This window comes from Pandoraea apista (genome assembly GCF_001465595.2).
GTDB lineage: Bacteria > Pseudomonadota > Gammaproteobacteria > Burkholderiales > Burkholderiaceae > Pandoraea > Pandoraea apista.
Map to the genome: position 1 here is coordinate 3,510,888 of NZ_CP013481.2, position 23,170 is coordinate 3,534,057.

A 23,170-nucleotide genomic window follows, 5' to 3' on the forward strand; every position below is an offset into this window, starting at 1 on the left:
GAATGTACAAGCCCCCCAATTGTTTGAGAAGATTGCAAAATCGGCATACTCTGGTGCAAGAATTTCACCAATGCAAAGAGAGAATCTGAACGATCTGCAAGCGTTCGTAACGGTTGCCCGCGAGCGCAGCTTCACGCGAGCCGCCGCGCAACTGGGCATTTCACGCTCGGCGTTGAGTCACGCCATGCTCGCGTTGGAAGCTCGGCTAGGCGTGCGCCTGCTCACGCGTACCACGCGCAGCGTGTCCACCACCGAGGCTGGTGCGCGCTTGCTGGGGACGTTGGCGCCCCGGCTCGACGAAATCGAAGCGGAGCTGGCGTCGCTGACGTTGCTACGGGATAAACCGGCTGGCACCGTGCGCATCACGGCACACGATCACGCCATCGCCACCGTGCTTTGGCCGCGACTCATGCCGTTGTTGCACGAGTACCCGGACGTCCGTCTGGAATGCAGCGTGGACTATGCGCTCACCGATATCGCCGCGCATCGCTTCGATGCGGGCGTACGCGTCGGCGATCAGGTGGACAAGGACATGATTGCGGTACGCATCGGCCCCGACTTCCCTATGGCAGTTGCCGGTTCGCCTGCTTATCTGGCGGGGAAATCTGTTCCGGTCACGCCGCGCGAACTCACGGAACATCGTTGTATCAATTTGCGCCTGCCGACGCATGGCGGTCTGTACGCCTGGGATTTCGAGAAAGACGGAGAGTCGCTCAACGTACGTGTGGACGGCCAGACAGTCTTCAACAACACCTTCCTGATGCTGCAAGCTGCACTCGACGGCATGGGGTTGGCGTATTTGCCGCTCGATCTGATTGAGCCCCATATCGCCGATGGCAGGCTGGTGCCCGTGCTGCAAGCGTGGTGGCCGCGACTGCCCGGCTATCATCTTTACTACGCCAACCGGCGCCAGCTTTCCCCCGTGCTATCCATGATGATCGAGACGCTTCGCTTCGACGGCTAACAGACGTCGCCCGGTCGTGTATGCCCGGGCGATCTCGGCGCGCAGCGCCCGACAAGCGTGTTTTGCTATCGACGGCCTGCGATGCTAGAAGATCAGCGTGCCCGTTGCCATGAACGTCTGCGTGCTCTTGAAGCGGTTCGTGCTCGCAATGGTCGGCACCCAACGCGCCGAGAACGAGAGAGGCAGCTTGCCGTCGATCTTCGTGTCGTAGGTCACGATCGGCCCAAGCGCAACGTCTTGCCCGCGAAACCCACCCAGGCGATCGGCGGTTACGCCGCTGTCACTGCCAAGCTGCTGCGTCGTGCCCACGACAAGACCGACGCCCACCCCATTCGAGAATTTCTTCACCCCCATCGCGTCGAGCGTGAACAGCGGCGCGTTCTGATAGCCGGTGGCGTTATTGCGCGTATAGAACTGCAAGCCGGCCACCACGTTGAACTCCAGTCCATACGAGGGCACATACTTCGTATAGGCCACCTGAGGGATAAACGTCCAGTTGTTCAGACCCGTGTTGGCCAACGAGTTCGCATCGTAGCGCCCGGTCGGCGCCCAGATGTTGAGCGAGAACGCGATATGGTCGTTCTGCGAGAAGTGGTAACCGGCAATGATTGGCGCGAAGCTGATGTCGAACAGGTTCGACGCCCGCTGTGACGTCGTCGCGTTGTGGCTGCCGGCCCCAAGAGACGCCTTCACGTTGGTCCACATGTAAGGCAACGTGAAACTCGATGCGAAATTCCATGCCCCGGTGCCCGTCTCCCACGTCTTCATTAACGTAGCAAGCGTCAGAGCAATCTGCCCGTCGAGTCCTAACGACGTCTTGCCCGCCACCGGCACCTGCCGGTCTCCACCGACATTTCCGTTGAAATAGATCTGCGAAACGTTTGCGATCCAGATCGGCTCGGGCAACACGACTCCGATACCGGACTGAACGGCCGTGCCCGACATCGGACGCCCGAGTGCCCCTTCCGTGGCTTCGGCGGGCGCCGCCGCGACCATAAGCGTTGCGGCGCCCAACACAATGGCAGGCCGTCTGAGCGAGGTCGATTTCGGGGAAATCCGTTGAAACAGGCGCGGTGAAATCACGAGAAAGTCCTCATGCGTCAACGCCGGACCCTGGCCCGGCGTCGGTCGATAAATAAACGGAAATGGTGGAGGCCGGCGTCAAGCGCAAAGGCTGTCGGCAACGCCTACCGGAAGCGGACAATGTCGGCCGGCTGGCAAAGGCAAATCCATTGGACACCGCCCAATTCATAGTTGCCGCCGCCCCACCTCGATGCGCTCGTAGACATCGATGACCGACAATTCAGACATTTGCCCTTTCGTGCGTGAAAAATAGTGGAAGTTTTGAGGACCGGTATTTGAATAATCGTCGCACTTCGTTGAATCACACCCCCAGCCCAATCATTTTGGCTCGGCAACCGCTTGCGCCCCGGCAACGCGCAAACGCGAGCGAACAAAGTGACACGCAAACTTGTACGCGTCGCACGGCAAAGGGCGCTACATACGGTAGACGTCGAATCAGAATGTTTCAAATCCAGAGCGATGACAAGTATCAAACCATCGAACGAGACGAATTGAAGAGGGAAATGAGACGACGGGATCTTGTGTCAAGAAAGCTGCGTGACAGAATTAGATGTCCTGATGATGAAGCCGCACGAAGGCTCGGGCGTCAATGATCTGAGCGCCTTAAAGACGCACGAAAATCCACGGCTTCCTGTCTTTCTCTGTGTTTGACGAACGAATGAGCGACGCGCAATCCAGCAAGGACGCCGGCCGATTTTGCCCGCCTCGTTCGCATGTTCAGCCCTTGTGGCGAAGACTCATTGACTGTGTATGACAACTGATAGGGAAGAACGATGCAGAAACGAAACCCCACGCTAATGGTCGCAGCCGCACTCGTCGCCGGCAGTCTTGCGCTCGCCGGTTGCACGACCACCTCCGACAAGCCCGACACTGCTGCGACAAGTGCGTCCAAGGGAGCGGCAATCGACGCCAGCGTCGACGCAACGCTGTCGCGGCTCTATTCCACGGTCAAGGGCTCGCGCGAACTTGTCGCGAAGTCTCGCGGCGTGCTGGTCTTCCCGGAAGTGATCCAGGCCGGCTTCATCGTCGGCGGTCAGTCTGGTAACGGTGCACTGCGCATTGGCGGCAGTTCGGTCGGTTACTACAACACGTCGTCGCTGTCGGTCGGCCTCCAGGCTGGCGCGCAGTCGAAGGCAATCGTCTTCCTGTTCATGACGCAGAACGCACTCGACGAGTTTCGTCATTCGGACGGCTGGGCCGCAGGTGCAGGCGCTTCGGTCGCGCTCGTGAAGGTCGGCGCAAACGGTGCGCTCGACACGACTACCGCTACCGCCCCCGTCCAGGTAGTCGTAATGACAAATACCGGCCTGATGGGCGACGTGTCGATCAACGGCACGAAGGTCACGAAGCTCAAGATCTAGGGGCAGCGATGGGCATGCGCAGGGGCCGAAGCTGGCCACTGCGCAAATGCCCGAGCCGGTGCTGCGCAACGCAGCGGGGAATCCGGGCACGTCGGGAACGAGATCAAACGGCCTTTTCAGAAGATCAAAGGCGAGGTGCGGCGGGCATTGCTAATGTAGGTCATGGCGCCGGATCCATACGGTGCCGAGTGCATCCGCCGATGCGCGGCGGCCGGCCTGGGTTACGCGGTTTGGCGAAGACGGACTAGCGCATCTCCCGCGCGAACCCAGAGAATTTGCAGCCCCCACGTCCTCCCGGATTTCTTGCGTGCCCGACATGACAACTCGCGATACCACTCCCATGCTGCAACGCCTCAACACCCACTGTGCGATGGCACTCGAGGCAGCCGCGAGCCTTTGCCGGCTAAGGCTATCCGACGAGATCACGGTCGAACATTGGGTGCTGACGCTCCTTGAGGCCGGCGATGGCGATATCCCCGCCATCATGAATCACTATGGCATCGACGTCGATCTCCTCTGGAACGTCCTGATGTCCACCGTTGACCGACTGCCGCGAAATCTGCGAAAAGACCCAATCCTGTCACCTCAACTGGTGAGTCTGCTTCATGCCTGCGCAGACAACGCGCACTGGCCGGTCCGTTCGGCTCACTTGCTTCAGGTCATCATCGACTTACCGCAAGTGCTGCGCGCCCCCTCGCTCTGGCCGCAGTTGAGTTTCAGCAGTGCTCAAATCGGCAAGCTCATCCCTCAACTTGGCACCGACACATGCGAAACGCAGCAGCCCTTTAGCGCTCCCTCGGCGGTCGTCGAATCGATGCTGCAAATGCCGTTTCTGCCCGAAAGACTATCCAAAGGGCATTTCCCCGGCTCGGCCTCGGCTAATGATATCGACAAGGCATGGGAGGCCGCCGCACTGCCACGCTACACGACAGACCTCACGAAGCAAGCCCGGGATGGAGAACTTGACGCGGTCTTCGGGCGCGACCGGGAGGTTCAGCAGTTGGTCGAAGTATTAGCCAAAAGCCAGAGAAACAACCCGATCCTGGTCGGCGATCCTGGCGTAGGCAAAACCGCTTTGGTGGACGGCCTGGCACTTCGCGTGGCCAACGGCGACGTGCCGAATGTCCTCAGCGATATTCGTATCCTGACACTCAACCTCGATTCATTGCGGGCCACAGCCGAAGGCGAAGGGAAATTCGAGCAACAACTGAATACCGTCATCGACGCCGTAAAAGCGCTTGCGGAGCCGGTACTTCTGTTCATTGACGAAGTCCATACGCTCTGCGATTCGCGTAGTGCGTCCAACGGGCCAGCCGCAGGGAATCTATTCCGGCGCGTGCTCGCGCGCGGTGGCGTCCAAACGATTGCAACGACAACGTGGACCGAATACAAAACCATCGTCGAGCACAATGCCACACTGACACGTTGTTGCCAGATCATTGAGGTCAACGAGCCGGACGACGACGCCGCATGTCTGATGCTGCGCGGACTCAAGTGGCACTACGCGACCTTCCATCGAGTCCATGTGCGCGACGAAGCGCTGGTGGCCGCCGTCAAACTCGCACGCCGCTACATTCCAGCGCGCAAGTTGCCGGAGAAAGCCTTCGATTTGCTTGATACGGCGGCCGGTCGCGTAAGAATGGCATTGGATGTCGCACCAGCGGCGCTTCAGCGCGCCTCGGCCACTGTCAACGCACTCGAAATCGAGCAAGCCACACTTGAATTCGATGTTGCCGAAGGAAGCGTCGACGCGTCCAGACGATTGAAGGACCTTGAGAGCTCACTTCTTGCCGCCAGAGCCGCAGCGACCGACGTTCGCATTCGTTGCGCAAGCGAGCGCGAACTCGTCGATGCCATATGGGTACAGCGCGACGCTGCGCCCGAGGCGCGAGACGCCAGCGCATTGGCACTCGCCTGCGGCGCATTGGCTCAGGCTCAGGACTCGCCACCGCTGGTGGCCGCCGACGTCGACGCGCACGTCGTCGCGCAGGTGGTGTCTGAGTGGACAGGAATTCCTGTTGGCAATCTGGTCACCGACGAGCCCCGCAATCTCCTCGCGCTCGACACCCTATTGGGTTCGCGTGTCGTGGGTCAGCAGCGCGCCGTTCAAGCGCTCGTTGCGCGTCTGCGTACTGCCAACGCCGGGTTTGCGCCGGCGCACGCGCCGTCCGGGGTATTTCTTCTGACCGGACCTGCCGGGGTCGGGAAGACCGAGACGGCGTTGGCGCTGGCCGATATCCTGTTCGGGAGTGAGGCCGCGCTGATCCCTCTCGACTTGTCCGAGCACAAAGAGTCCCGCAGCGTGTTCCGGCTGACGGGATCGCTGCCGAATGACACCGGACATGGTCTGGAAGGCGTGCTGACCGAAGCGGTGCGTCAGCGGCCGTACAGCGTTGTCCTGCTCGACGAGCTTGAGTATGCACACCGGGACGTTCTTGACCTGCTCTGCCGTGTATTCGATGGCCGCGTGACTCGTGACGACGACGGACGTGCTATCGATTTCCGCCACTGCATCTTCCTGATGACGTCGAGCGCAGGGGCCGACGCAATAGCGTCAATCGCCGCCGGGCAACCGGATGTGTCAGAGGAAACACTGTTAGACGCGGCTCGGCCGGCGTTGTTGACGCAGTTCCCAAGCGCGTTACTCGCGCGCGTCCAGATCCTGGTGTACCGTCCGCTCGAAACACCGGCGCTGAGGGAAGTGGTGCTACTGAAAATTGGAAAAATCGCGCAGCGCCTCAAGGATAAACATGGCGTGACGCTGGTCTCGGACGACGCGCTGGTAACGATGTTGACACACCGCTGCCTCTCGTTGCATGCGGGCGCGCATGGCATTGACACGTATATCAATCAGCAGATCCTGCCGAGAATATCTCGTGAAATTCTCGCCAGCCGGGTTTCGGGCAAGGTACCGCAGCGTATAGCGCTGGCGCTTTCGCACGACGGTCAGCTTGACGTCGATGTCGTAGCCAACGCCGCACACTAACCGTTGTCACACCCTTATCCTGGCGTCTTGACGCTAGTGGCCGCCGCAGTGGCGCTCAGAAAATCGTCAGGAAACGGCGTCAGCTTCTTGAGCGGGGTCGCGATTCGCCGCGCTAAATTGTCCGAAGCAGGATTTGCGTAATTCAACAGATGCGAGTACAAGCTCGCAACGTCCTGATCAGCGAGCTCAAAGGAAAAGGCCTGCTCACGCGCCTCCGTCGGTGTCACCCCGAAACGCGCCCGGAATGCCCTCAGGAAATGGTTACTCCCGGAGAACGCCAGTTCGTGAGCCAAGCGTGTAATGGACAAGGCGCTCCGCCCGTTGCCCTGCGTCAAGGCCCGATAAGCAGCGTCCAGCCGCTTATTGCGAATCACCGTTGCAATGCCGCCGTCTGCCTCAAAAATGCGGTAGAGATGGGCACGCGAAACGCGAAATCGCGCGATGATGGCATCCAGCCCCAATGACGGTGACGTGAGATTGGCATTGATATAGGAGAGGACTTGCGTGCGCAGCACGCGCGAGAGCACCGAGTCTTCGTTGAATCGTGCCGCCTCGGATTTCCTGGCCAGAATCTCGGCAAGCAGAGTCACCGCACCGCTCTCGACACCCAGCGCTTCGTCTCCTTCGATTCCGGCGGCAACATCCGACAAACTAATGAGAAAGCTGGCAAGTAATCGCGTGACAGCTTGTTCCGCCTTGATGACGGTTCCATGGATGCTTCGTCCGCCGGTCGCTTTGTCGATCGCCTCGCGCGGGACGATCAAACTTACCGTTGCACCGGGGCTGATCTGTGTATTGGCAACGCGAGAGAGATCCATGGCGATGATGTCGCCCGGACGAACGGCGACAGGCCTGCCGTCGCAATCACCATCCAGCGAGCCCGAAACAAATAACTGAATCAGGTACTGGTCGAGACTGCTGCTCAACGCCAATTTCCGGCTTCGCTCATGTCGCTGTGAATTAAACGCCGTCTCGCCTATCAACAACCGGCCGATGTGCGTCGACGTCAACGCGCCCTCGAGATTTCCCCCTTTTTCACTCTTGATGTGACGTGCGTCGAAAAACGGGCTAATGAGCTTGCGGCACGCGTCGTTACGCTCCTCCGGCAACAGATAGGCCGTCGAAAACGTCACGCCGCTAGTCGACTGCAAGCCGTACGCGTCCGATACAAGGTTAGTGAGCATGCGTTATTTTCCTTAGTGCCAACGCGTCATATGCGGAACCTGAAGACAGAATGTTCTGGCTGTCTTCAACAGAACCCATCTTCGGTGGCACTTACAGAAATATAGGGAATTTCATTTGACAGGCGATGAGAACAAATACCACAAAACTCGCTTAACTAAGCATCAGGGCGCATTTTTGCAACATCTTTTTTTCCCACCCCGTCACTTCCTTTGTTTCGCTGCCCAAAGCGAATTTTCCTCGCGCCGCTTATCTGCCATTGAAGACTGCCGATCCGCACGGAATTGAGATGGCGTCAGACCCATGTGATTCTTGAAGGCGACACTAAAATTGCACGGGCTTCGGAAGCCGACCTCATGTGCGACATCCGTAATCGAAATACCGGAGTGCTGCAGCAACCACGCCGCGCGCCCCAGCTTCTCCCGTCTCAGATGCTCGGACACCGAAACCCCCAGCTTTTCCCTGAAGTCCCGCGACAACCGGCGATCACTGGCGCCCACGGCGCTTGCCAGCGTCTTCGCATTGATGTCGGCGATGCGTCCTCCATTGATCAACGTCATTGCGATACGGGTGTTCCGCGATGCACGATCAGCCCGCTCGGGTTCCGCCGGATTGTTGGCACCGCGTACGATACGCAATTGCACACGCACCCGCGCGATCAATTCCTCGGGCATGAAGGGGGACACGATGCAATCGGAGGCCCCGGAAGCCAATGCTCGGCTGCGGGTCTCGCTAGCCCCCTGCGCATCGACGTAGATGATGGGGACGCCACGAAGACGTGCCGCACCGCTCACCAGACAACAAAAGGCCCTTGCATCCATTCCAGCCAAGGCACCATCGACAACAAACGCCGTCGGCGGAGAGACAAGCGCCTCGTAATAGCTCGTCCAGCCATCGCTCACTTCCCTCACGTTGAAAAGTTGAGCGCGCAGTTCGCCAATCACCTCTTTGAACGCACCGGGGCGCTCATTCAATATCCAGATTGAGGCACGTACCGCTGCGTTGGCGGCGGTTCTGCCCCCGTTTTCCTGTGAGAAATGAGGCCCGAAGGCAGGTAGCGCGTTCATCATGGCGCCGCTCCCTCTCGCTCGCCTCCCCGCCACTGAGAAGTACCAGCCACCGACTTCCGGCTTGTCGCCGTGGCGACGTTCCCGCTTTGGCGCGCTCCGCTCCGTCCAAATCGGTATTCGGATGGCGTTTTTCCAGTCTCTTGCCGGAATGCCGTCGCAAAGTTGGCACCATCGCAAAAGCCCAGCAGTTCGGCGATAGCCGTGACGCTCATGAGGCTTTCCTCAAGCAACATCCGGGCAATGTCCATCCGGCGCCGCCGAAGAAATCGCACAACGCTATAGCCCATAACGCTCCGGAAGGCGGTGTCAAGGTGACCGACAGAAACTCCGATACGCGAGGCCAGCAACTGCTGAGAAATGTTGCCGATCTCGGTTTGTGAAAGGTATTTCACCGCCAGTTGGCAGATTTCCTGTTTGCGTGAGCCCGTGATTTCCCGAATCTCCCGCGAGGCTGCAACGTCAGCAATCTGCCACCGATTCTTGATATGCATTCCGATACGCAAGTCTAATTCCCTGGCCGATGCACTCGCGTCGATGTAGTCGACAGCGCCAGCCCGGAAGCACCGCACCCGTAATGCGGGTTCCTGTTCGGGGCCGAACGCAATGATCGGTGCATCGCGCTGCCGCAACACGTCATGACACCTGGAAATCGCATCAACGTTAGCATCCCGAACCCCGACAAGCACCAGATCGGGCAATTCGCCCGTCAGGCAGCTCTCCAGAGCCTCAGTCACGCTGCGCACTGTGCGCAGGACGATGCCGCTCAAGTTTGCACTTTCCCTGATCCCCATCAGGTGGCCGATGCCGCTGTCAACCAACACGTAGCGACCGGATTGCGATTGCCGTTGCATGGCGTCTCCCCGTTGATACAAGCCAGACACGCTCGCTATCGGAAGCCGATAAGTCTGCGCCTTGCCGTGTAGCACGCCCCCACCGTAACGCGTCCGTGGTTGCTGCCGCACACCATCGATCCGGCCGAACGGCACATCAAGGATCATGGGAGCATTGTCGTCAACATCGGAGAACATGACTCGCCCTGGCGTCTCAGAATTCCGCCTTTTTTGTCTCCCGTCATCCGTATTCCACGCCAAAGCGCACGAAAAAGCCGGTCGATGGCTTATCGCCTCGGCAAAAAACGACAGTCAGCAATGTATCCGTTCCCGCAATCTGCAAGCCTAATGAATGTTTCTCGCCATCCTCTTTGAAGAACCCAAAAACGATATTGAATTACCGTCTCACCGGGAACCGAATTCGCGAAAGACCACGTCGAGATCGGCAATTCGGGCATTACCGCTTGGGCCACAGTTCGCCGCTAAACCGTCGGGGTGGGCGAAATGGGCAAACCGAACCTCACTGGTGCGTTCGCAGCGAAACGGGAGACCACACGTGATCGTCATCGAGAGGTTTTGCCGAACGCAGAATCCGGTACCCTTGCCCGCGTACAGCGGTCAGTTGCAACTCACCCGTGACGCTGAACTTCAGCTTGTTTCGTAGCCTGACCACCAGAACGTCGATGCGGCGAGTGTCCCGGTCGACATTCAGACGCCAGACATTTCGCAAGAGCGCTTCTCTGGGGACAGTTCGCTCGAAGTTGGAGAAGAGTGTCCAGGCGACATCGAATTCGAGATCCGTCAACGCGACGGGACGCCCCGCCACCAGCACGGAACGCGTGGCAATGCACAATTCGTAAGCCCCGATTTGAATATGTGCGGGACGGCGCGTGTTTTGGAGTGGCCTTCGCACCAGTGCGCGCAGACGTGCCAGAAAGACTGACGGTGCGCAGGAGGCATCGACACATTCGCTGGCACCGGCGTCGAGCGCCATCACGACTTCGTGATCGGTCATTCGAACGCCAATCACCAGAATCGGTACGGACGGATTGCGCAGATGCACGACCCCGATCTGTTCAAGCGAGGCCCAGCCCACCCTCTGAAAATCAATCACGACGACGTCCGGAACCCCATTCTCAATGGCGGCAAGTGCCTTTTCGAGCACATGAAATCTCAGGACGTAATGCCCGTCTCCCACTATCGAGCGTGCGAGTGCCTCAACCTTCGCGTGGTCCGAGCGTGAAGGTGTCACGACCGGCGACGTGTCCGCGTCGAGAAACGCCGACTCAGTCAGTATCAATGCAAACACCGTTTATCCTCCGGCTCGCCCCGCGACGCCATGCTTCGGTGCGCGAAAAAAACCAGCCTGTCTGTTTCGTAGTCCGTTCATCATTCGCTCGCCCATTCGGGGAATCCAGCGAGTTCGGACGATTCGCTTTATACATTCAGGCAACAGGCGTCGCGTTTGATAGCTGGCACGAAATGTTTGATATCGGCACCCTGCCCAGCACGACATCGCCGGGAGATAAATCGTCCTCTCCCGAGTATTTGGGCCAGCTGCCACCAATTCGTTCTAAAGGCGATGGACTGCGATAGCAACATCTTCCTTACAAGTGTCCACGTCAGAGTCCCTGGCCAGAAACGCCCCTCACTACCCGTCACGGCGAGCACGTCTCGAATTCGTCTCATTCTTATCGCCAATTTGACTCATTTGGACACCAACCCCGTATCTGCCGAAAGCGGCCGGGGTACAGTCCGGGAACCATTGCCGTGAAGCGTGCCACCGAATGTTAGGTCGCTATTTTTGCGAGCGAATAGATAAGCAAGCTCCTTTTCTTTACGGCAAGACACCGGCTATTCCATGCTCAATGCGCGATCAATTTTCAATCACGTTGAAGCGAGAACCCTCATCTATGCGCTTTAAAAATCCCCCATTGACGTGCATGCTCGGCGTCGCGCTTCTGAGTCTTGTCAGCGCAGCGGCGACCGCTTCAGACAGCTCGCCAAATCCGAAAATCACCGATCCGCACTTCAAGTTCGCGGCCGGCTATCTCCCGCCAAAGGACTTGCCGGACAGTCTTGAATTGCTCGGGCCGCCACCGGCCGAAGGGAGTGCCGCACTCGCCCGCGACGAAGCCGCGCGGGAAGCCACCGTGCCGTTGCGCGGCAAGACGCGCGCCGATATCGCGCGTCTCGACGCCGATCTGGTGTTTCCACAGCCAGCCAAGAACTTCTCTTGCGCAATGGGCGTCGACATCGATCAAAAGAAAACGCCTCGCCTCTATCACCTGATGGAGCGGGTACTGACCGATGCAGGGATGTCGACCTATGGTGTCAAGAACAAATACAACCGCACTCGTCCCTTCGTAGTCCACAACGAAGGGACATGTATGCCCGAGCAGGAACCATTGCTGCGTCATGACGGCTCCTACCCGTCGGGCCACACGTCCGCGGGCTGGGCATGGGCACTGGTTTTGGCTGAAATCAGCCCGGATCGCGCCGACGCACTGCTCAAACGTGGCCTGGCGTTCGGCCAAAGCCGAGTTGTCTGCAATGCCCATTGGCAAAGCGACGTGGACGCCGGACGCACGATGGGCGCCGCCACGGTGGCGAAGCTCCATACCAATGCGGAATTTCTCGCCGATGTGAAGGCCGCTCGCAAGGAAGTTCAAACCGCACGAGCCAAGCGTTCAGCGCCGGCGCTCGACTGCGGCGCAGAAGACGCAGCCCTGTCTGCTCAATAACAACGCCCTCGGATGCGCTCGCTCGACTACCAAGGCGAGCACACCGAAAGAGACGGGGCGTCGCGCCCCACTATCGGGCTCGCTAACGCCTCACCGGTGAGCTCCGATGGCGGAATGGGTGCCACCCGGTTCCGCCGACCGTCAACAAGGAATTGTCGTCGTTATGACAAAGCAGTCCGTTCGTGCGTGGCTCACCGCCGCAGCGCTCACACTCGCTAGCGGCATTGCCGTCGCGGAAACGATCATCATCGCGCCCCACGAGCCGCCCGCCGCGCGCGTGGAAGTCGTGCCAGCCCCACGCGCAGGTTATGTCTGGGACCCGGGCCATTGGCGCTGGGCCCCAGGCGGGTACGTCTGGGAGCCGGGCCACTGGCAAGCGGTGCGCGCCGGACATCACTGGATCCCCGGCCATTGGATTCGCTTCGGTGCGAATTGGCGATGGATTCCGGGTCACTGGGACTAAATCAGCGCCGCCAGTCTCACCGATCGACGAGCCCGGTCGCGCCGATGGCGATCACCTGGGCACGCGCGCCAAAAGCCCGACAAATGCATCGCTTTAGCCACAACTCCAAAGGGGGAATCGAATGATATTCAACCGTACCCGTAGCCTTGTCACGGCTACCCTCATCGGCGCACTTTGTGCCCCGGGTGTCTACGCGCAAAAGGCTCCCGATGACGCTGCGCCCACACGTGGGTTCAACACCTACATTCCGCCGGAAATCCTGACGCCGGATACCGTGCAGACCCGAATCGGCACGCTCAACTTCGTCGACGGCGTGCCGACGAAAGAGACCGCCCAGCTAGCCTTCGACAACCTCGACTTCCTGCGCGGCGTGGAGGTGTTCCTCAATCTCATGCCTGCGGCGAGCATCGAAGCCATCCGTCGCTCGACGGTTGCATTGGGTGCCACCAAGAGCCATCAGGCCACGATCTACGATCAACTGGCCGATTCCAATCCGCTTCTGCTCACCGCCAACACCGACACGGTCTACGCCTTCTCCATGCTCGACTTGCAGACCGACGGCCCAACCGTGGTCGAGGTCCCGCCGGGCAGCGGTCCGGGAACGGTCAACGACGCGTTCTTCCGATTTGTCGTCGACATGGGCGCTCCCGGGCCGGATCGCGGCAAGGGGGGCAAGTATCTGATCGTGCCGCCGGACTACACCGGCAAGCTCCCCAAGGATGTGAAGGACGGTGGCGAGTACTTCATCTCGCGCTCCCCCTCCTATGTGAACTTCGTAGTCCTGCGCGGATTCCTGGTGAACGGCAAACCCGACGCGGCGTCGAAGATGTTCCGTAACGGCTTCAAGGTCTACTCGCTGAGCCGCGCAAAGAATCCGCCGAAGATGGAGTTCATCAACTCCTCCAAGCAAGCCTTCAACACCGTGCACGCCAACACCTTCGCGTTCTTCGAAGAACTCGATCACGTGATTCAGAAGGAACCCATCGGCTTCATCGATCCCGAACTGCGAGGCCTCGCTGCGTCGATCGGCATCCGAAAAGGCAAGACATTCTCACCCGATGAACGGATGACGAAGATTCTTACCGACGCGGTCGCCGTCGGCAATGCCACCGCCCGGTCCATCAGCTTCCGCAGTCGCGATCCCCGTGCGGCGCTGTACCCCAACAGTGCATGGCGCATCAGCTTTATCGGTGACGACTATCGCTGGCTCGGCGGTGACGGCCTCTCCGGGCGCGACCTCGATGCGCGCACGAACTTCTTCTATGTCGCGACCGTCAACACGCCGGCCATGGCAGCGAAACTGGTCGGTGCAGGTTCGCAGTATGCCGTTGCCAGCAACGACTCGACAGGCAAGCCCCTGGATGGTGCGAAGTACTATCGGCTGCGCATTCCCAAGAACGTGCCCGCAAAGGACTTCTGGTCAGTGGTCGTCTACGATCCGCAGACCCGCTCCGAACTCCAGACCTCGCAACCGTTCCCCAGCAAGAACAACAAGCGTGACAAGCTGATCGCCAACGCCGACGGGTCGGTCGATCTCTACTTCGGACCGGCCGCCCCCAAGGGTAAGGAAGCCAATTGGATGCAAACGGTGCCCGGCAAGGGCTGGTTCACGATTCTGCGACTCTACGGACCGCTTGAGCCGTGGTTCGACAAGACGTGGAAACCGGGTGAAATCGAAGAAGTGGAATAAGGACTAGCGAACGGTGTCATCCGCGAAAGGATTGGCAAGATGATTGGGGCCGCCTGCTGACATAGCGAGGCGGCCTTTTTTGTACATGCCGACTTGCGCGTGCTCCCCCGGCCTGCCATACCGACGCCATATCCCCGCAACAAATTTGCCTGATATTCTTGCGGACGAAAGACGCGTGATTCGAGCCGCGTTTTCTGCCTCTACCGTAAAGAAAATCCATCATGACAACAACACCTGGGTCCGTTGCACAGACAACAACGGGCGTAGCCGCAGGTCTGGCAATCCTGTATTTTCTTCGCCCGGTACTCATTCCTTTCTTCCTCGCCATCCTTCTGCGAATTCTGATCTCGGGCATTGTCTCCGTGGTCGTACGCCTGCTGCCGCGGGCGCCGAAATGGCTGGTCCTGGTGGCGAGCGCAGCGATTGTGGGCTTCAGCGCCTATAGCATTTTCATCATCACGCTTCAGGGCATCAGCGATCTCATCAAAGCGTCCCCCGACCTGCCGGGGCAACTCGACCGCCTGATCCGGTCTGCCACGGTGGGCTTTGGACGGAAGTTCGATCTGGCAACCGTGCTCGGCTTGATCGATTTGCCCCAGCTCGAACACAGCCTTGCCTCATGGTTGGGGAATGCCGTGTCGATGGCATTTCTAACCTTGCTGTTTCTTGTGTTCATGCTGTTTGGGGCGACGAGAAGCCGCGATCCCAAGATTCTGAGGATCACGACGAGCGAGGCCCGAGCGAATTCTCAACGCATTGTGCTCAACAAGATCGTGCATGGCGTGCAGGCGTATCTGATCTCTCAGACGGCGATCAATCTGGCCATTGCCGTGATCTCCGCCGTGGTCTTCCGCGTTGCCGAACTGCCCAATACGGCATTCTGGGCGGTAACGGTGTTTCTTCTCGCCTTCATGCCCGTGATCGGACCGTTCGTCGCGAGCGTCGTGCCTGCATTATTTGCAGCGATTCATAGCGATTCGATCACGATGCCGCTCGTGGTGTTTGCCGTCACGCTTTCGATCTTCCAGATCGCGCACAATCTCGTACAGCCCAAGCTCCAGGCGAAAAGCACCAATACCGACCCACTCTTCGGACTGTTCGCATTGGGCATCTGGACGCTGGTGTGGGGTATGCCCGGCGCGATTCTGTCGACCCCGCTAACCGTCCTTGTGATGGTGATCGCGGCGCAGTTCGAAAGCTCACGCTGGCTGGCAATTCTCATATCGCACGACGGCGCGCCCGACGCCATGCTTCCGCCACCTTCCGAAGGGAAATGAGCGTGTAGTGCCGCGCCCGGAGGCTTGTACGGCGCGCCGGCGCACAAAAAAACCGCCTCGATCGAGGCGGCGAGGCTCCTTGCCAACTGGGGGGCCAGCAAAGAGAGGTGCGGTGGAGGTACACCGCGGGGAGAACGATTCGCCTGCATCAACGCCTTCGAGTTGAGCCGCGCAATCGTTGGAAACCAGCGTAACCTGAGCGTCACGGCGTCACAAGACAGATCGCCCGGGATTCGGCATCCCACATCAGAACTCAATGCCAGGGACGGAAAATTCAAAACCCCGAGGCGCTCGTAGCGACCGCCCCGCCTTCGTGGCCCCCCCCGCCCCGCGGCGCCGTTGAAACGTTCCCGGGCAATCTTTCCCGATTTCGGCAATCGTCTGGCCATGTTGGCGTCTCAATCACGCCACTCAACTCTTATATAAGATATAAGACATTTGACGCAACGAAGCGCCCGGACTAAAATCACGATCAAAGTAGCGCCCGGTATAGCCTTGGAGGCCTGACAGGCCTTCCCCCGAAACGCAACACAGCAGGTCTCCCCATGCTTGAAAACTATCGTGCTCACGTGGCCGCACGCGCCGCGCTTGGTATTCCTCCCCTGCCGCTGACGGCACAGCAGACCGCCGAACTGGTCGAATTGCTGACGAACCCGCCGGCTGGAGAAGAGCAGACCCTGCTCGACCTGATCACCCATCGTGTGCCTGCCGGCGTGGACGAAGCCGCTCGCGTGAAGGCTGGCTTCCTCGCCGCCGTTGCCAAGGGCGAAACCCCGTGCGCGCTCATCTCGCGTGCCCGCGCGACCGAACTGCTCGGTACGATGCTCGGCGGCTACAACATTCAGCCGCTGATCGAACTGCTGCAGGACGCCGAAGTCGGCACCGTCGCTGCCGACGCCCTCAAGAAAACCCTGCTGATGTTCGATCAGTTCCATGACGTCAAGGAACTGGCCGACAAGGGCAATGCCAATGCGCGCGCCGTGCTGCAAAGCTGGGCCGATGCCGAATGGTTCACCAGCCGTCCGGAAGTGCCGGAAAGCCTGACCATCACCGTGTTCAAGGTGACGGGCGAAACCAACACCGACGACCTCTCACCGGCGCCGGACGCCACCACGCGCCCTGACATTCCGATGCACGCACTGGCGATGCTCAAGAATGCGCGCCCGGGCATCACCCCGGAAGAAGACGGCAAGCGCGGTCCGGTCAAATTCATCGAATCGCTCAAGGAAAAGGGCCATCTGGTCGCCTATGTGGGTGACGTGGTCGGTACCGGTTCGTCGCGCAAGTCGGCCACCAACTCGGTGCTTTGGTTCACCGGCGAAGACATCCCGTTCATCCCGAACAAGCGCTTCGGCGGCGTGTGTCTGGGCAGCAAGATCGCCCCGATCTTCTACAACACAATGGAAGACGCCGGCGCCCTGCCGATCGAACTCGACGTGTCGAAAATGGAAATGGGCGACGTGGTCGAACTGCGTCCGTACGAAGGCAAGGCCCTGAAGAACGGTGAAGTCATTGCCGAATTCCAGGTCAAGTCCGACGTGTTGTTCGACGAAGTGCGCGCCGGTGGCCGTATTCCCCTCATCATCGGTCGCGGTCTGACCGCCAAGGCCCGCGAAGCGCTCGGCCTGCCCCCGTCGACGCTGTTCCGCCTCGCGCAGCAGCCGGTCGATACCGGCCGTGGCTTCTCGCTGGCACAGAAGATGGTCGGGCGCGCCTGCGGCCTGCCTGAAGGTCAGGGCATTCGTCCGGGCACGTACTGCGAACCGAAGATGACCTCGGTCGGCTCGCAAGACACCACTGGCCCGATGACCCGCGACGAGCTCAAGGATTTGGCATGCCTGGGCTTTTCCGCCGATCTGGTCATGCAATCGTTCTGCCACACCGCGGCTTATCCGAAGCCGGTGGACGTGAAGACGCACCAGACCCTGCCGAACTTCATCAGCACGCGCGGCGGTATCGCCCTGCGTCCGGGCGACGGCGTGATCCACTCGTGGCTGAACCGCATGCTGCTGCCCGACACCGTGGGCACCGGTGGCGACTCGCACACGCGTTTCCCGATCGGCATCAGCTTCCCGGCAGGCTCGGGTCTGGTCGCCTTCGCGGCAGCCACCGGTACGATGCCGCTGGACATGCCCGAGTCAGTGCTGGTCCGCTTCAAGGGCAAGATGCAGCCGGGTGTCACGCTGCGCGATCTGGTGAACGCGATCCCGCTGTATGCCATCAAGCAAGGTATGCTGACCGTGGCCAAGCAAGGCAAGAAGAACATCTTCTCGGGCCGCATCCTTGAAATTGAGGGCTTGCCCGACCTGAAGGTCGAGCAAGCGTTCGAACTGTCGGATGCCTCCGCCGAGCGCTCGGCCGCCGGTTGCACGGTGCATTTGAACAAGGAACCGATCATCGAGTACCTCAACAGCAACGTTACGCTGTTGAAGTGGATGATCGCCCAGGGCTATCAGGACCCGCGCAGCCTGCAACGCCGTATCACGGCGATGGAGCAATGGCTGGCCGATCCGAAGCTGCTCTCGCCGGACGCCGACGCCGAGTACGCCGCGGTCATCGAGATCGATCTGGCCGACATCCACGAGCCGATCGTGGCTTGCCCGAACGATCCGGACGACGTGAAGACCCTCTCGGATGTGGCGGGCGCGAAGATCGACGAAGTGTTCATCGGTTCGTGCATGACCAACATCGGTCACTTCCGTGCGGCGTCGAAGCTGCTCGAAGGCAAGCGCGACATTCCGGTCAAGCTGTGGGTTGCCCCGCCGACCAAGATGGACCAGAAGCAGTTGACCGAAGAAGGTCACTATGGCGTCTTCGGCACGGCCGGTGCCCGTACGGAAATGCCGGGCTGCTCGTTGTGCATGGGTAATCAGGCACAAGTGCGTGAAGGGGCAACGGTCATGTCCACGTCGACCCGCAACTTCCCGAACCGTCTGGGCAAGAACACGAACGTGTACCTTGGCTCGGCCGAACTCGCAGCGATCTGCTCGCGTCTGGGCAAGATTCCGAGCAAGGAAGAGTACATGGCCGACATGGGGGTGCTCGCGACCAACGGCGACAAGATCTACAAGTACATGAACTTCGATCAGATCGAAGACTTCAAGGAAGTGGCTGACACGGTGCAGATGTAAGTCTGACGCCGGGCGACAGCGCGCGGTTTGCGCGGTAACCCGGCAGCATCACTATCGAATGGCGTCTGGAGCCTTGCGCTCCCGGCGCCATTTTTTTATGGACGCGATGGACCGCGGTTAGCCAGGGGCAAGTCGCGTGGGTCATCAAACCTATTAAACATCCGCAGAAAACTGCCGTTATCCCTCAGACGGTCCGGCGCCGGTCGTCCGGGCGTAGCAATCCTCAAGTCTGCGGCCACCGGAATCTTGTGAATTTCCACCGCAGCAATACGAGGCCGTTTCATTATCACAAGCAGACGAGATGAATCTGAGATTACGATATGGCGTCGCCACGGCGCTGCTCTGTGCCCTTCTGGCGGGTTGCGAGGACTCTGAAATCGGTCAGGTGAAAGCCGCCAGCGACCCTGTCGATGCCACGCAAACTTATGGCTCAGCATTGTCCGAACGGGCCGCCTGTAAAAGCGTCAGTTGGAAAACGTTCAAAGACAGCAGCAACCGCACGGCGGTCGAATATCGCTGCGAACTGAACGACGCCGTCGCCGAGCTGAACAAGGTTCGCGACGCACAGATCGAAGAGATCAACGGCTATCTCAAGGCGAGCAACGAGAACCTCGGGAAAGCGATTGAAGGCGCGGCGGGCGACGCGGCTCGCTATGCGAAGCTCGTTGAAGAGAAGAAAGCCGAATTGCAGCAGATCGACGAGAAGAGCCAGGCCCAAACGGCCGGCATGGATGGCCCGTCGGCGCTGAAGGCCAGGCAAGTGTGGGACGCCTCCCGGGCTTACGCGGCATCGGAACTGGAACGCTACCAGGCAGAACTGGACAAGGCCAATGCCGGCGCGAATACCGCGTCGCTGGAAGGATCGCGGCAAAGCTACGAGCAGCGTTATACCAACGACATCGCCAATCTCCACCGGAAATATGACGGCGTGAAATCCGTCACGGAAGTGATCCAGTGGGTCGTGAACGACAAGCAGGTCGTTCCGACCTATTTTGGCTTTGACATCGACTCCGAACTGGGCAAGAAGACCAACGACAAGTCGGCGCAGTTCCGAGGCTTTCTGCAACAAATGGGGCAGCAGCGCGGGCAGGATTACGTGGCTTGGGTCGCACCGATGGTCCTGACTGGGATTTCCGCCACGACCGAAAAACAGGCATCGCCGGGCTAACCCCAAATTCCGCCGCGCATAGCAGCACAAGCAGGAGGGGCGCCACCAATAAGCGCGCTACCTCCCGCTCCCCTCCTTCCGCCCAAGCGTTGCAACGCGCTCACGATTTGATATGCCGCTCCAGCAAATCGATATCGTCGCGCAGCAACTTCAGCACCCCCGCAGCACTCTGCTCGCTCAACTGCCGCCCGGCCTCCTGTTCGACCGAGCGCAGCGCCATATCGGCAATCTGTTCCGCGATCTCGTCAACGTTGCGCGGGCCGGAGGGCGTGAACCACCAGGCCGTCCAGTTACACATGCCGATGATCGAAAAAGCGGCGACCTTCGCATCCATCACGCGAAACTGACCGCGCTCGATACCCAACTCGATCGCTTGCCGGAACTGCTCCAGCACCGCACGGCGCGACTGCTCGGCCAGCTTCCTCTGCTTGAGCGGCAAATTGTCCTCGTTGCGTTCCACCACGCGGAATTGCAACGGATGCGTCAGGATCAGATGCGCGTGCCGCAGCACCAGATGCCGCAGCATCGCGGCCGGTTGCCGCATATCCTCCGGTAACGCCTCAGACGCCAGCGCCCCCGCCGCGCGAGTGACCACCGTGGTCAACACTTCGAGAATCGCTTCTTTGCTCTTGAAGTAGTAGTACAGCGCCGGACGGCTCACCCCGACGACATCCGCAATGTCGTTGAAGCTCGTGCCATCGAAACCCCGCTCGATGAACAGCCGCGTGGCGACTTCCAGAATGTTCTCCCGCAACGCGTCGCTTTTGGTCTGTGCTTTGCTCATAACGACTCTTGGTCTCTCTTTTGACGACAGCGTCAGAAAACCCCAACGATAACCAAATTCCCCCGCCGCGCAAAGGCTTACGGGCAGATAGCCTCAAGATTTTTTACGCACCCGTCAAATTTACCCAAAAATGTTTACTCATTCGTAAAAAATTAAACTAGTATGTAAAAAAGGAGGTGAGGAGATGAGTCAACGACAGCAAAGCCCGGGCGAAACCCGAGGCGCGACGGCGGGATTTCTCAACACGGACTGGAATCCGCGAGACCTGCCATTGGGTGCGACGACGCGCAACGTCGTCCTACGCACCGCAGACGGCGCGGCGACGAGCGGCGCGCTTTACACCGCAGGATCGCCAGATACCGTGGTGTGCATCATGCATCCCCGCGAATTCATGGCATGCCATTACCTGATCCCGGAAATCGTGGAGGCTGGTTACGCCGCGTGGACCCAGGCCCCACGCTCGGTCGGCAACGACATGCGCCTCGAACACGAATTCGCGCTTTATGATGTGGCGGCCAGCATGCGATTTCTCCGTGAAGCGGGATTCAAACGCATCGTTCTGCTCGGCAATTCTGGAGGCAGTGGCCTCTATGCGCTATACGCGCAGCAGTCAGGGCTCTCCCCGGGAGCGCGCATCGAACGCACCCCGGGCGGACGTCCGACGAAGCTGGCCTCGCTCGATATGCCGACCGTCGACGGCATGGTTTTCGTCGCCCCCCACCCCGGACAGGGGGCGCTGTTGCAGACCTGCATCGATCCGTCGGTAACCAACGAGCACGATGCGCTGTCCGTCGACCCGACGCTCGACCCGTTCGACCCGGCCAACGGGTTCGTACCGAAACAGCCGGGCGCTGCTCCCTCGACACGTTACGACGCCGACTTCGTGACACGCTACCGCGCCGCGCAAACCGCTCGTGTCGCGCGTCTCGATGCCATCGCACGTGACTTGATCGCGACACGTCAGGGCGCGCGCGAGCGCCTCAAACGCAGTGCAGATCAGCCCGACGCCCGCCTGCGTCGCATGGCAGCCCACACACCATTGATGACCGTCTGGCGAACCGATGCCGATCTGCGCTGCTTCGACCTGACGCTGGACCCGTCCGACCGGCACTTCGGCTCGCTCTGGGGCAGCGATCCGTTCACATCGAACTACGGTTCAGTAGGTTTCGGCCGCGTTTGCTCCCCCGAGGCCTGGCTCTCGACGTGGTCGGGACTGTCCTCAAACGCCTTGCTGTCGAAAACCGCACCGGCCATCGTTCAGCCCACACTGCTTATCGAATACACGGGCGATCAGGCGTGCTTTCCCAGCGTCATCGCAGACATCTACGCCAGCCTCGGCACCGCGCAAAAATCGCACCGGCGCGTGCGCGGCGACCATCACGGCCGGGCATTGGCCGAAGGCGAAGAGGCCGGGCGCTACCTTGCGGGCCGTTTGCTGCAGGACTGGCTGCGCGAAACCTTCCCGCAGTAACGCACCCTGCCCATACCTCCAATTTGCACCATCGAACTTCGGGAGACCCGACATGAAGTTGAACGACATCCCCGCAGCCGATCTCGCCTTGCGTCTGCATGGCGTGGATCACACGGCGCGGCCAACCTGGCGACTGCGGCAGACGGTCGAGTTCTATCGCGACGTTCTCGGCCTGCCGCTGATTCACACGATCTCGGCGCGCGGCTGGGGGCCGGCGACACACCCGGACTTCTTGCACTTCTTCTTCGATAGCGGCCACGGCAGCACGATCGCCTTCTTCTACTATCTCGGCAGCGAGGAGCCGGCATCCCTCGCCCATCGTCCCGGCCGCGCACCGTTCCCCGACGACCATGTATTCGACGCCACGCATACCGCATGGCTGGTCGACAGTCCGGAAGCGCTCCGGGCATGGAAGACGCGGCTCGAAGCCCGCGGTGTGGAAGTCTCGACCGAAACCGCCCACGAAGTGATCGAGTCGATCTACTTCCGCGATCCGAACGGCTACTTCATCGAGATCACCCGGAAATTGCGCCCGCTGGAAGGTATCGATGCACGCGACGCGTCGGTCACGCTTGAAGCCGCCATGGAAATCGAAGACGAAGCCCGGGCCGGCGGCGCCCCGTTCACCAGTATCGATACCGTGTGGCAACGCAAGGCGCAGCGCCTGCGCCAACGTCTGCGTGGGGAGAGTCGATGATGAGTACCCCATCGTTACAACCGCTGCAAATCTTCGTCCTCAACGTACCCGAGTTCGCGTCGCTGACCGAAGCCGCACGCCAATTGCCGTCGTGCCGCGTGGAAAACCTCGGCGACTACACCGTAATTTCCAGCGACGTACCGATCGCCTTCGAACGCCGCGCACTGGGCCTGAAGCCCGCTGTCTGGTACGGATTGTTCACGGGCGGCCTCGACGCCCGCATCGAAAGCTACGAACGCGACATCGTGCGGATCGCCCCGCGCGCATAA

Annotated in this window: 16 protein-coding genes and 1 pseudogene; 11 read left to right on the top strand and 6 right to left on the bottom strand. The window is 60.2% G+C overall.

The annotated features are described in order from the left end of the window. The first annotated feature begins 70 nt into the window (after positions 1 to 70). Positions 71 to 964 (top strand): LysR family transcriptional regulator, encoded by an 894-nt coding sequence (locus tag AT395_RS16025; protein ID WP_042116577.1) that lies wholly within the window; start codon positions 71 to 73, stop codon positions 962 to 964. An 84-nt stretch (positions 965 to 1,048) separates the two neighbouring features. Here AT395_RS16025 and AT395_RS16030 read toward each other — a convergent pair whose 3' ends face one another. Continuing rightward, positions 1,049 to 1,960 carry a SphA family protein gene (locus AT395_RS16030; RefSeq protein WP_048629742.1) on the bottom strand — a complete coding sequence of 304 codons (912 nt, stop codon included), beginning with the start codon at positions 1,958 to 1,960 and terminating at the stop codon, positions 1,049 to 1,051. Between the two features lie 860 nt (positions 1,961 to 2,820). On the opposite strand from AT395_RS16030, the gene AT395_RS16035 reads away from it, so the two are divergent. Both AT395_RS16035 and AT395_RS16040 read left to right on the top strand, forming a co-directional pair. Continuing rightward, positions 2,821 to 3,408, top strand: coding sequence for a BPSL1445 family SYLF domain-containing lipoprotein (locus AT395_RS16035; protein ID WP_042116581.1), 588 nt, complete (start codon positions 2,821 to 2,823; stop codon positions 3,406 to 3,408). Positions 3,409 to 3,724: 316 nt separating this feature from the next. Further along, complete coding sequence (locus AT395_RS16040; RefSeq protein WP_048629743.1) at positions 3,725 to 6,394, top strand: AAA family ATPase; 2,670 nt, start codon at positions 3,725 to 3,727, stop codon at positions 6,392 to 6,394. Positions 6,395 to 6,408: 14 nt separating this feature from the next. Here AT395_RS16040 and AT395_RS16045 read toward each other — a convergent pair whose 3' ends face one another. From AT395_RS16045 to AT395_RS16060, 4 genes are all read right to left on the bottom strand, one after another. Beyond that, positions 6,409 to 7,578 carry a helix-turn-helix domain-containing protein gene (locus AT395_RS16045; protein WP_048629744.1) on the bottom strand — a complete coding sequence of 390 codons (1,170 nt, stop codon included), beginning with the start codon at positions 7,576 to 7,578 and terminating at the stop codon, positions 6,409 to 6,411. Between the two features lie 201 nt (positions 7,579 to 7,779). Continuing rightward, entirely contained in the window at positions 7,780 to 8,646 is an 867-nt protein-coding gene (locus AT395_RS16050) for a response regulator transcription factor (RefSeq protein WP_048629745.1), read from the bottom strand. Next, complete coding sequence (locus tag AT395_RS16055; RefSeq protein WP_042116585.1) at positions 8,643 to 9,674, bottom strand: helix-turn-helix domain-containing protein; 1,032 nt, start codon at positions 9,672 to 9,674, stop codon at positions 8,643 to 8,645. Before AT395_RS16055 ends, AT395_RS16050 begins: the two co-directional genes overlap by 4 nt. 322 nt (positions 9,675 to 9,996) lie before the next feature. Further along, a complete protein-coding gene (locus AT395_RS16060) occupies positions 9,997 to 10,785 on the bottom strand; it encodes a response regulator transcription factor (protein ID WP_048629746.1) in 789 nt (262 codons plus the stop codon). 478 nt (positions 10,786 to 11,263) lie between these two features. Between AT395_RS16060 and AT395_RS16065 the strand changes: the two genes are divergently transcribed. From AT395_RS16065 to AT395_RS16090, 6 genes are all read left to right on the top strand, one after another. Continuing rightward, on the top strand, positions 11,264 to 12,220 hold the full coding sequence (locus AT395_RS16065) for an acid phosphatase (RefSeq protein WP_312024212.1): 957 nt from the start codon (positions 11,264 to 11,266) through the stop codon (positions 12,218 to 12,220). Positions 12,221 to 12,383: 163 nt separating this feature from the next. Beyond that, complete coding sequence (locus tag AT395_RS16070; protein WP_042116588.1) at positions 12,384 to 12,683, top strand: YXWGXW repeat-containing protein; 300 nt, start codon at positions 12,384 to 12,386, stop codon at positions 12,681 to 12,683. A gap of 121 nt (positions 12,684 to 12,804) precedes the next feature. Continuing rightward, positions 12,805 to 14,373: a DUF1254 domain-containing protein gene (locus tag AT395_RS16075; protein WP_082117951.1), complete on the top strand. Its 1,569-nt coding sequence runs from the start codon at positions 12,805 to 12,807 to the stop codon at positions 14,371 to 14,373. Positions 14,374 to 14,594: 221 nt separating this feature from the next. Next, positions 14,595 to 15,650, top strand: a complete 1,056-nt coding sequence (locus AT395_RS16080) for an AI-2E family transporter (RefSeq protein ID WP_042116589.1) — start codon at positions 14,595 to 14,597, stop codon at positions 15,648 to 15,650. A 545-nt stretch (positions 15,651 to 16,195) separates the two neighbouring features. Further along, positions 16,196 to 18,781 carry a bifunctional aconitate hydratase 2/2-methylisocitrate dehydratase gene (acnB, locus tag AT395_RS16085; protein WP_042116591.1) on the top strand — a complete coding sequence of 862 codons (2,586 nt, stop codon included), beginning with the start codon at positions 16,196 to 16,198 and terminating at the stop codon, positions 18,779 to 18,781. 385 nt (positions 18,782 to 19,166) lie between these two features. Then, positions 19,167 to 19,949: a hypothetical protein gene (locus tag AT395_RS16090; RefSeq protein WP_125347690.1), complete on the top strand. Its 783-nt coding sequence runs from the start codon at positions 19,167 to 19,169 to the stop codon at positions 19,947 to 19,949. 100 nt (positions 19,950 to 20,049) lie between these two features. Here the strand turns inward: AT395_RS16090 and AT395_RS16095 are convergent, their stop codons facing one another. Then, a complete protein-coding gene (locus AT395_RS16095) occupies positions 20,050 to 20,733 on the bottom strand; it encodes a TetR/AcrR family transcriptional regulator (protein WP_042116594.1) in 684 nt (227 codons plus the stop codon). A gap of 184 nt (positions 20,734 to 20,917) precedes the next feature. Here AT395_RS16095 and AT395_RS16100 point away from each other — a divergent pair, with 184 nt between their 5' ends. Further along, on the top strand, positions 20,918 to 22,204 hold the full coding sequence (locus AT395_RS16100; protein ID WP_048629757.1) for an alpha/beta fold hydrolase: 1,287 nt from the start codon (positions 20,918 to 20,920) through the stop codon (positions 22,202 to 22,204). A 52-nt stretch (positions 22,205 to 22,256) separates the two neighbouring features. Next, positions 22,257 to 23,170: pseudogene (locus tag AT395_RS16105) on the top strand (VOC family protein).

Bases quoted from the DNA above. Each gene is read 5' to 3' on its own strand.
- AT395_RS16035 (WP_042116581.1), top strand. From the start codon at position 2,821: ATGCAGAAACGAAACCCCACGCTAATGGTCGCAGCCGCACTCGTCGCC.
- AT395_RS16055 (WP_042116585.1), bottom strand. From the start codon at position 9,674: ATGTTCTCCGATGTTGACGACAATGCTCCCATGATCCTTGATGTGCCG.
- AT395_RS16030 (WP_048629742.1), bottom strand. From the start codon at position 1,960: ATGGTCGCGGCGGCGCCCGCCGAAGCCACGGAAGGGGCACTCGGGCGT.
- AT395_RS16025 (WP_042116577.1), top strand. From the start codon at position 71: ATGCAAAGAGAGAATCTGAACGATCTGCAAGCGTTCGTAACGGTTGCC.
- AT395_RS16100 (WP_048629757.1), top strand. From the start codon at position 20,918: ATGAGTCAACGACAGCAAAGCCCGGGCGAAACCCGAGGCGCGACGGCG.
- AT395_RS16095 (WP_042116594.1), bottom strand. From the start codon at position 20,733: ATGAGCAAAGCACAGACCAAAAGCGACGCGTTGCGGGAGAACATTCTG.
- AT395_RS16050 (WP_048629745.1), bottom strand. From the start codon at position 8,646: ATGATGAACGCGCTACCTGCCTTCGGGCCTCATTTCTCACAGGAAAAC.
- AT395_RS16065 (WP_312024212.1), top strand. From the start codon at position 11,264: ATGTTAGGTCGCTATTTTTGCGAGCGAATAGATAAGCAAGCTCCTTTT.
- acnB (WP_042116591.1), top strand. From the start codon at position 16,196: ATGCTTGAAAACTATCGTGCTCACGTGGCCGCACGCGCCGCGCTTGGT.
- AT395_RS16040 (WP_048629743.1), top strand. From the start codon at position 3,725: ATGACAACTCGCGATACCACTCCCATGCTGCAACGCCTCAACACCCAC.
- AT395_RS16045 (WP_048629744.1), bottom strand. From the start codon at position 7,578: ATGCTCACTAACCTTGTATCGGACGCGTACGGCTTGCAGTCGACTAGC.
- AT395_RS16070 (WP_042116588.1), top strand. From the start codon at position 12,384: ATGACAAAGCAGTCCGTTCGTGCGTGGCTCACCGCCGCAGCGCTCACA.
- AT395_RS16080 (WP_042116589.1), top strand. From the start codon at position 14,595: ATGACAACAACACCTGGGTCCGTTGCACAGACAACAACGGGCGTAGCC.
- AT395_RS16075 (WP_082117951.1), top strand. From the start codon at position 12,805: ATGATATTCAACCGTACCCGTAGCCTTGTCACGGCTACCCTCATCGGC.